Raw genomic sequence first — 9,233 nt, forward strand, 5'->3', positions numbered from 1 at the left:
TGAGGCTTTTTGTTCAATCCAACTGGTACAGTTTTACACCGGAATCTTGCACAATTTTACCCCGACGTTGACAGTTGAGTTGATGCAGCGGGTGACGATCCACAAATAATCGTCAGCCGCATGGAATTGGTTGAAGATCGCCATGTGGTGCGGCTTTGATGACCGAAAGATAGGGCTAAGTTAACGACTTCTAGGCGATGCGGATGAAGCGTTTTCTGGCAGATACAAGGCTTGCAGGCCAAAGCGGTTGTGACCAATGTGCCTGCTTGAGGAGAAACCGAAAGCCGCTCGGGTTGCCCGTCGGCGGGCGCTCAAGCCATAGGGTAGAGGAGAGACGATGTCACAGGATGCAGACTGCGGTGTAGCCGTAACATTCGAGATGGAGCTCAAAGAGCAAGCAGTAGAGCCGATGATCAAGGGCTTCGCGGCAGCTCTTGAAGAAACGCGCGCCTTTCCGGGATGCCGCAGCGTAAACGCCTATCGCAGCCATGAGGATCCCAATCGCATTATCTTGCTCGAAAACTGGGACAGCGTCGAAGCCTATCAGAAATATATCGCCTGGCGCACGGAGACCGGCTCGATGGACGGAATGGTAACTGCGCTAGCAAAGCCGTCGCGCCCCCAATTCTGGTCGATGGTCGCCTGACTGACTTAGCGAAGGAAGGCTGCGTGAAATTGAGCCTACTCATCCCTCACACTTGGGAGACACCCGTGCTCTCCCAGACGGGCCATGAACAACGAGTTCGAACCATTGTGGACAGACAAGTCGCTTGGTTTGCGCACGCGAAGCCTCATTACCGTTGCGATATTGTGCACGCTTCGCGCCACAGACGAACTCAGCATTCATTTTCCGGCGGCGATACGAAACGGGGCTACAATCGAGGAGCTGGAGCAGCTCATCTATCAGGTGAGTGGCTATCCGTCCGTTTCAGCCAACCTGTCGCGCAAGGCATGGATTATGTCTGATGATCGATCGCCAAGCCAAGCAGATCGTGGCCGAAAGCACCTTTACAATTCTAACTATTGATCTATAGGTAGATAATCGGAAGGCGAGACATGGTGTGATATGAAGCTTTTAAATTCTCCTGTTAAACTGGGCATTAACCTCTACTACTCCGAGGCCAAAATGGCCCTGCCGATCAAGCAGATTCTGCGAGCGGAAGAGCTGGGCTATGATTCGGTATGGACTGCGGAAGCTTACGGGTCCGACGCCCTTTCGCCGCTCGCCTACATCGGCGCCCTTACCAAGCGTTTGCGCCTGGGGACAGCGGTCTGTCAGATCGCGGCGCGGACACCTGCCAATTTCGCGATGACGATCCAGACGATCGACGCCATGGTCGGCGAAGGCCGAATGATCGCCGGCCTCGGTGTTTCGGGCCCACAGATTGTCGAAGGTTGGTATGGCCAGCCGTGGGGTAAACCCAATTTTAAAATTCGTGACTATGTCGCGATTGTGCGAAAAATCCTCGAGCGCAAGGAGCCTGTAACCCATGATGGCAAGGAAATCGTCCTTCCCTATCGTGGTCCGGATGCAACCGGCCTCGGCAAGCCGCTCAAGAGCATTCTCCACGGCAATCCCAACATCCCGATCGTGCTTGGTACCTTCACCGATACCAATATGCGGATGACGGGTGAAATTGCTGACGGTTGGGTTGCTGATACCAAGTGGATGCCCAATACGGCAAAGCGTTTTTCGACACTTCTTCAGGAAGGGATCGCGCGTCGTACGGATGGCAAGACCCTCGATGATTTCCAGATCCACGGGACATTGTCCGTTCGTATCGACAGTGACGTGCGCGCCGCAATGGCGCCGTTCAAGAAGCAACTGGCGCTTTACGTCGGCGGGATGGGTGCCAAGGGCAAGAACTTCCACAACGACATGATGGTGGCCGCAGGTTACGAGGCCGAGGCGAAGCGAATTCAGGAATTGTTCCTGGCCGGCCACAAGGAAGAAGCTGAAGCCACCGTTCCTGATGATTTCGTCGACGATCAGGCGCTGCTGGGACCGCCCGAGCGCATCCGTGAACGCTGGAGAGCATGGGAGGACACGACGTCGCTCGGTCTCAAGGGCTTGTCGCTCAACCGGCCGACCGACGACGTGGTCGAACTGATGGCGGAAATCGCAGGCGGTTGACCCTGCGGTTCTGCGCGGCATCTTACTTTACTTCGGATTTTTGGGCGGAGCTCGGTGTTTTCGGGGTTCCGCCCTTTCTTTTGGTCAGCTCTCGATGAGGGGCGCGGTTCGCACGAGTGATGAATCGCGGATGGCAGTTTGGCAGCGTCGCTCAATGCTACCTGTTCTTTTCTAAGTTCGAAGTGATGTGCGATTGATTCCAGCCGCGCCAGTTTGTCCTCAAGGCAAGACAGACACGTTCCCATTATATAGAATCATGCTGTATCGGGCGACATCACAGAGATCGAACCTGCTTTTTGTCTTCCGGCCCCCGCTCGATACGCGCTGCGTCAAATGGAGCCAGATATTCTGACGCGTCAGCTAAGAATTTCAGTGGTTGCGGACCAACATGGTTGATCGCGGGCGATGCCTGATCCATCGTGATTTTTCTTGAATATGGGCCTGCTTGGGATTGGAGTGGAAAATGACGACTGCGCTAAAGGGCCTGAAAATTTTGGATTTGTCCGACGCCCGGACAGGTGCTCAGGTAAGTCAGTTTTTTGCCGACTTTGGCGCTGATGTGATCCAGATCGAAAGGCCGGGCGGCGCAGGTCTTCGTTCAGCCGCCGCCTGGCCTTTATGGGGTCGGGGCAAACGCTCGGTTCAACTCGATCTTAAAGCTTCAGATGATGTGCAACTGTTCCTGGGTCTGGTGGACGATGCCGACGTAGTGATTGACAGTTTCCGCCCGGGCGTGACCGATCGGCTCGGGATTGGATATGAGCGGTTGGTGGAACGCAACGCCGGTCTGATCTATGTCTCCATCACCGGCTTTGGTAGCGGCAACCCCTTGTCGCATCTTCCGGGGTATGAAGGCATTGTCGCCGCGCGGTTGGGGATGTACTGGAGCCTCGAAGGGCTCGCCGATCGCAAGGGGCCGTGCTTCTGTGCCACCGATTACGCATGCTTCGCCGCAAGTCAGCTGGCCATCCAGGGGACTATTGCCGCGCTTACCGAGCGCGAGGATAGCGGCGTAGGTCAAAAGGTCGAAGTCAATATGGGCAAGGCCCTTTCGATCTACGACATTTTCGGCATTCCGATGTGGACGCTCGCGCAGCGTTTCGCTGGTGGGATGGTACAGACGCCGCGAATGGTCGACAACGTGCCGACCGGCGGTATCTCGTTCCTCTTGCTGATCGCGCTTACGAAAGATGGACGCTGGCTGCAATTCTCCCAGAGCGCCAATCATCTATTCAAGGCCATGATGAAGATGTTCGGTCTTTCCTGGATGTTCGACGATCCGGAGTGGTCAACCGCGCCAGAGTTCGAAGACATCGACAAGCGGATCGCCTTTTGGGAAATTCTGCTCAACAAGGTACGTGAAAAGACGGTCGACGAATGGATGGCCGAGTTCGAAAAGGATCCCAACGTATGGGGCGAGGTATTCCGCAAGGATAGCGAGTTGCTTCACCATCCGCAGATGATCTGGAACAAGATGGTCATCGAGTTGCAGGATGAGGAGCGAGGACTTGTGCGCCTACCCGGACCGCTGGCCCATTTTTCTGCCACGCCCGCAGAGGTTCGGCGGCCTGCACCGCGTCTTGGTGAGTTCGACGCTGACATTCGGGCGCAGGCGGGCGAGGTCGCGACAGAGCGCAAACGCACCTCGGTTCGCCAAGACCCGTCCAGCAAGGCCCCTTTCGAAGGACTGACTATTGTCGAGCTTTCCAGCTTTTATGCGGCGCCCTATGGTGCGACGCTACTTGGCGAACTTGGCGCTCGTGTGATCAAGCTGGAAGAGCTGACCGGCGACGCTATGCGCAACATGCTTCCGTTCCCCGAAGCGGGGGCAATGAAATGCATGTATGGCAAAGAGTAGGTCGCGGTCGATCTGAGGACGCCCGAAGGACACGAGATTGCGATGCGCGTGATCGACAAGGCCGATATCGTCCTTTGCTCGTTTCGCGAAGGATCGGCCGAGCGCCTTCGGCTGGACGCCAAGACCCTTCGAGAGCGCAACCCCAACCTTATTTACATGAATGCGCCCGGCTACGGCATCAACGGGCCTTACGCGCGCCGTCCGGCATTCGCACCGACGATTGGTGCCGCGTCTGGCCTTGCGTGGCGGAATGCAGGCGGAAACACGCCGGAAGGCGATCTTTCCATTCGGGAAATCCGCGATTCGGCCGCGCGTCTGGCCACGGCGGCGATGGGGGTCGGCAACGCAGACGGTTTGGCGGCGATTACTGTCGCAAGCGCAATGGCCCTTGCAATTCTCGTCCGAAAACGGGGCGGTAGCGGGCAGGAGTTGCTTACATCGATGTTGTCGAGCGCGGCACACGGTCTTTCGGATATCGCGATCGAATATGAGGGACGGCCAGCGCCGGCATGCGTCGATGAGGAAATTTATGGCTTCGATGCGCTCTACTGCCTGTATGCCGCGCTGGATGGGGAATTTATCTTCCTGGCTATCAAGCACGAACACGAGTGGAGCAAGCTCATGACGCTGTTGCCCGGCGGCGAAGCGCTAGCGGCGGATTCGCGTTTTTCCAGCGATGAATCGAGGCGCCGCAACGCCAACGACCTTATTGAAGCGCTGTCTGCGATCTTTTCCACCAGGGCAGCGCAGGAATGGGAAGATCTTATCGCATCTGAAGCTTTGGGCTGCGTCGTGGCGGCGCGAGGACCGCTTGAGTCGAACTATTGTGAAGAAAACAAGCTCGGCAGGCAGCTGGAATGGATGACTTCGGTCATGCATCCGATCCTCGACGAAGTGCCCCGACTCAAGCCACTCGTCGAATTTTCGCGATCGGGAACTGTGGCTGCTGGTGCTGGACTTTGCGGTCAGGAAACCGAATCTGTTTTGACAGAGCTGGGCTACACCGAGCAGCAAATTGGCGACTTTGCCGACAAGGGCGTTATCATGATCAATTGAGGAATTGTGCCGTCTTGCAGCGCGAGTGTTAGCGGTGCATGGCGGCTGGTCAGCCCGACCAATTCGGGCAGCAATTCTCACTGGCCGGGGAGCACCTATGGCGGCTCCCCGGCCAGTGATTGTATCAGTCGACGAAGTCGTCGACGCGTTCGATAATGATGGCGGGAGCCATGCCGCCGGCTGCACACATGGTGACAAGGCCGTATCTGCCGCCCGTGCGCTCAAGCTCGTCCAGAACGGTTCCTATCAGGATCGCCCCGGTTGCGCCCACGGGATGGCCCAGCGCGATCGAGTCACCGTTCACATTGACCCTGGCGCGATCAAGACCCAGGTCGCGGATGAATTTTTCGACTACAACGGCGAAGGCCTCGTTGATCTCCCATAAGTCGATGTCCGAGATCGCCAGGCCGGCCTTTTCCAGTACCTTTCGTGCAGCAGGAACGGGCGCGTTCAGCATGAGCGTGGCGTCATCGCCGACATTGGCGGTGGCGACGATGCGCGCGCGCGGCCTGAGGCCATGTTCCTTCGCATAAGCGCGGGAAGCCAGAAGTACAGCCGCCGCACCATCGACCACGCCCGAGCTGTTCCCGGCATGATGGACAGGCGTGATCGTTACATCCGGATATTTGCGTGTGATGATCTGGCTGAATGTCGTACCCTCGGCGTCCGCCGGCATCTCCGCTATCGCGGCGAAAGCGGGTTTGAGCTGCCCCAAACTTTCGAGTGTCGTCTGAGGCCGCGGAAACTCTTCCTTATCGAGAATGACATTTCCGTCATCGTCCAGCACGGGAACAGTGCTCTTGTCGAACCGACCCTCTGCGATAGCGACTGCGGCTCGCTGTTGGCTCTCATAACCGATCCTGTCCAGTGCGTCGCGATCGATGCCTTCGAGGCTCGCGATGGCGTCAGCGCAAACGCCCTGGTTGGACTGCGGGTGTTTAGCCTGCAGGCGGGAGTTACCAGCACCGAGTGGCAGGAAGGTGCCTGAATCCATCTCGCGCTGTGCGACCTGTGCCTGAAGGCTCATCATGTCGGTGCCGCCGGCAACGATGAGATCTTCCATACCCGTCATTATTTGGGCAGCCCCCAGGCTGACCGAAGTGATTGCGCCGCCGCATGCACGGTCCAGGGTCAGGCCGGACGCCTTGGGGCTGTATCCGGCGTCCAACGCAGCAAGCCGCCCCATGTTGCCGCCCTGCGTTTCCTTCTGGACACTGACCGACCAGATCACGTCATCGATGTCTGCCGTGTTAAGCTTGTTACGCTCGGCAATCGCCTTGAGAACGGTGGCGGCGAGGTGCTGTGGATGGAGATGCGCAAGGGCACCCTTACCAACCTTGCCGATCGCACGCGGGGTTCGTACAGCATCGATAATATAAGCTTCAGTCATATGTGCCTCCTCGACAAGAAATCCGGGAACGCCTACTTCGGAATAGGCCACTCGTTAGCGGATGAGGTGGATCACGCAACAAAATTTTCAATAGCGCGGGCGCACGGACCTGTGCCATAAACTGTGGTGATCGCGGTAGATAAGTTATGGAGCGATACCGTCGGAAACTTTCCGGCTTCAACTCATAGTGCGTTTCGAACGCCGGTCAAAACTGTCAGAGCGTGTGCGGGGTAAAATATAGTGAAGTTACTTGAAGTCGAACGGCGCGGTCATGTCGTTATTGTCACGATAAATCGCGCCGACAAGCGTAACGCTTTGGGTGATTCGGGCGACGGAGAAGAATTTGCAACGCTGTTCAGCGCACTGAACGAGGATAATGAGGTGCGCTGCATAATTCTTACCGGGGCAGGGAAGGCCTTTTCCGCTGGCGGGGATCTCAAGGCGATGCGCGAACGGACCGGTGCATTTTCCGGCAATGGGATCGAACTTCGCAACGGCTACCGCAGACGGATTCATGCCATCGCTCATGCCTTGTACGGCCTTGATGTCCCCTTGATCGCCGCGGTTAACGGGCCGGCTATCGGTTTCGGATGTGATCTGGCCTGTTTTGCCGACATTCGTATTGCTTCCGAGAATGCTCGTTTTGGTGCGGTCTTTTTAAAGCTTGGGCTCGTCCCGGGCGACGGGGGCGCTTGGCTGCTTCCACGGGTCATTGGTCACAGCCGGGCTGCCGAGCTGTTTTTTTCCGGAGATGTGATTGATGCTCACACTGCCTGTGAATGGGGCATGGTTAGCCGTGTCGTCGCGCCGGAAGCGCTGATCGATGAAAGCATGGCTCTGGCAGTCAGGATTGCAGCAATGCCGCCTCAGGCCTTGCGCCTGACCAAGCGTATGATGCGGCAAGGGCAGACGAGCAACTATGACGCGGCCCTTGACCTCGCTGCTTCGACACAGGCCCTGCTGCACATGACGGAGGATCACCGAGAGGGGCTGGATGCCGCAGCTGACAAACGGCAGGCAAGGTTCACAGGAGCATGACCGGCGCTCCGGAGTGGTTCAACGCGGCGATCGAGGCGCCCGTCACGCGTAAGAAGATCCTTGTCGAGGGTGCAGAGATTGAAACGCTGTCCTGGGGTGACGTCGGGCGACCAGGCCTTCTGTTCGTTCACGGTAACGGTGCCCATGCGGACTGGTGGAGGCCGTTCGCGCCGCTATTTTCCGATCAGTATCGCGTGGGCGGATTCTCCTTTTCGGGCATGGGTCATTCGGCTTGGCGGCCAGAGTACAGCTACGACATACACCGTAAGGAGCTTGCAGCAGCAGCGGAGTCGCTGGGTCTTTTTGCGGGGCCGCAAAAGCCGTGGATCGTCGCGCACTCGATCGGTGGCTTGCCCGCTCTGCTGGAGGTTGCCGGGGAAGGGGGCGAGCGTTTCGGAGGATTGATTCTTGCAGATACTGGTTTTGCACCACCTCCGGTCGATCCCTTCACCAACCGTAAAAAGTGGGTCAGCCCCATTTTTGCAACCCGCGAAGAGGGGGTATCTCGTTTCCGGCTGCGACCGGCACAGGAGTGCCCTAACCCGTGGCTGCTCAACTTCATCGGTCTGCACTCGCTGTCGGAGGTGGAAAGCGGTGGTTGGCGTTGGTCCTTCGACCCGGACTCAGATGCCACGCGGGGCCTCATATCCGATGACGCTGTTGAGCATGCGCTTGGAAACGCAAAGTGTCCATTAGCGTTCGTTTGGGGCGAGCAATCCGCGATTATAACCCCGGAAGTCGTCGAGACGAACCGCAATATGACCCCGCCGCAAACTCCCTTTGTCGGAATACCCTCTGCCGGTCACCATCTTATGGTCGATCAGCCTCTGGCATTTGTCAGTGCCGTCAGGGGACTGCTTCCCTGACTGAAGGAACGCTCCAGGCATAGGCGCGGTGCGCGGATTGTGCGATGCATCGAAAACCGCGCAAGGGCTGCAGGCACGGGCCTTCGGCCTTGCCCGTCTTCGTCTGCCGGATGGAGCAATCGCCCCTCTGTCAGTCCGCTCTATCCTTTGGTAGAGCGTAAGCCACGATATAATCACCGATTTTGGTATTCAGCATCAAATGCCCGCCTGCTGCGATCACCACGAATTGCCGTCCGCTCTTGGGTGAAACATATGTCATCGGCGTAGCCTGGCCTCCGGCCGGCAAACGGGCCTTCCAGCGCAAAGACCCCGTCGAACTGTCGAATGCCCGAATATAACGGTCCTGGGTGGCGGCAATGAATATGAGGCCGCCGCGTGTGGTAACCGCGCCACCCATGTTGGGCGTTCCCATGGGGATCGGTAGTTGCGAAGATAGGCCCATCGGTCCGCTGTCCCGCGCCGTACCGATCGGATGTGACCACACCACCTTGCGACTGATCATGTCCACGGCCGTCAAGCGCCCGTAGGGCGGTGCCTGGCATGGAGCAAACAGAGGTGACAAAAAGGGCGACGGCTTGGCCGCATAGGGGGTCCCGGCTTGTGCCGACAAGCCGTGCGGCGGCGCAATGTCCTTGCTCAGGTCCGCCGGACGAACCCCAAGTCGATCGGCCTCCTTGCGTGGAATCAATGAATTGCGATTGGCCACATGATTGGAATTGACAATGAGAAGCTTCCTATCGACGTCCACCGACACGCCGCCCCAGTCGGTTCCACCCAGAAAACCGGGATAGGCAATAGCCGACTTTACACCTGGTGTCAACGTCGGGGTAAAATTGTGCAAGATTCCGGTGTAAAACTGTACCAGTTGGATTGAACAAAAAGCCTCAGATC

At 57.7% G+C, this 9,233-nt stretch carries 7 protein-coding genes and 1 pseudogene; 6 read left to right on the forward strand and 2 right to left on the reverse strand.

Going from position 1 to position 9,233, the window contains the following annotated elements:
- The first annotated feature begins 337 nt into the window (after positions 1-337).
- The 4 genes and pseudogenes from L3X40_RS19690 to L3X40_RS19705 all read left to right on the forward strand — a co-directional run bounded on the left by L3X40_RS19690 (position 338) and on the right by L3X40_RS19705 (position 5,048).
- Positions 338-646, forward strand: coding sequence for a putative quinol monooxygenase (locus L3X40_RS19690; protein WP_237367103.1), 309 nt, complete (start codon positions 338-340; stop codon positions 644-646).
- 84 nt (positions 647-730) lie between these two features.
- A complete protein-coding gene (locus L3X40_RS19695; RefSeq protein WP_237367104.1) occupies positions 731-1,027 on the forward strand; it encodes a carboxymuconolactone decarboxylase family protein in 297 nt (98 codons plus the stop codon).
- Between the two features lie 39 nt (positions 1,028-1,066).
- Positions 1,067-2,134: an LLM class F420-dependent oxidoreductase gene (locus tag L3X40_RS19700; RefSeq protein WP_237367105.1), complete on the forward strand. Its 1,068-nt coding sequence runs from the start codon at positions 1,067-1,069 to the stop codon at positions 2,132-2,134.
- A gap of 463 nt (positions 2,135-2,597) precedes the next feature.
- A pseudogene (locus tag L3X40_RS19705) lies at positions 2,598-5,048 on the forward strand (CaiB/BaiF CoA transferase family protein).
- Positions 5,049-5,172: 124 nt separating this feature from the next.
- On the opposite strand, the gene L3X40_RS19710 reads toward L3X40_RS19705, so the two are convergent.
- Entirely contained in the window at positions 5,173-6,438 is a 1,266-nt protein-coding gene (locus L3X40_RS19710; RefSeq protein WP_237367106.1) for an acetyl-CoA C-acetyltransferase, read from the reverse strand.
- A gap of 240 nt (positions 6,439-6,678) precedes the next feature.
- Between L3X40_RS19710 and L3X40_RS19715 the strand changes: the two genes are divergently transcribed.
- Entirely contained in the window at positions 6,679-7,476 is a 798-nt protein-coding gene (locus tag L3X40_RS19715; RefSeq protein ID WP_237367107.1) for a crotonase/enoyl-CoA hydratase family protein, read from the forward strand.
- Positions 7,473-8,342 (forward strand): alpha/beta fold hydrolase, encoded by an 870-nt coding sequence (locus L3X40_RS19720; RefSeq protein WP_237367108.1) that lies wholly within the window; start codon positions 7,473-7,475, stop codon positions 8,340-8,342. The genes L3X40_RS19715 and L3X40_RS19720 overlap by 4 nt, the downstream gene beginning before the upstream one ends.
- A gap of 130 nt (positions 8,343-8,472) precedes the next feature.
- Here L3X40_RS19720 and L3X40_RS19725 read toward each other — a convergent pair.
- Positions 8,473-9,233: outer membrane protein assembly factor BamB family protein (locus L3X40_RS19725; protein ID WP_237367109.1), on the reverse strand; the 761-nt coding region annotated here is incomplete at its 5' end.

The organism is Rhizorhapis sp. SPR117 (assembly GCF_021742065.1).

Excerpts from the sequence above, each read along its gene's own strand:
- L3X40_RS19690 (WP_237367103.1), top strand. The coding sequence starts at position 338 with ATGTCACAGGATGCAGACTGCGGTGTAGCCGTAACATTCGAGATGGAG.
- L3X40_RS19695 (WP_237367104.1), top strand. The coding sequence starts at position 731 with ATGAACAACGAGTTCGAACCATTGTGGACAGACAAGTCGCTTGGTTTG.
- L3X40_RS19700 (WP_237367105.1), top strand. The coding sequence starts at position 1,067 with ATGAAGCTTTTAAATTCTCCTGTTAAACTGGGCATTAACCTCTACTAC.
- L3X40_RS19720 (WP_237367108.1), top strand. The coding sequence starts at position 7,473 with ATGACCGGCGCTCCGGAGTGGTTCAACGCGGCGATCGAGGCGCCCGTC.
- L3X40_RS19710 (WP_237367106.1), bottom strand. The coding sequence starts at position 6,438 with ATGACTGAAGCTTATATTATCGATGCTGTACGAACCCCGCGTGCGATC.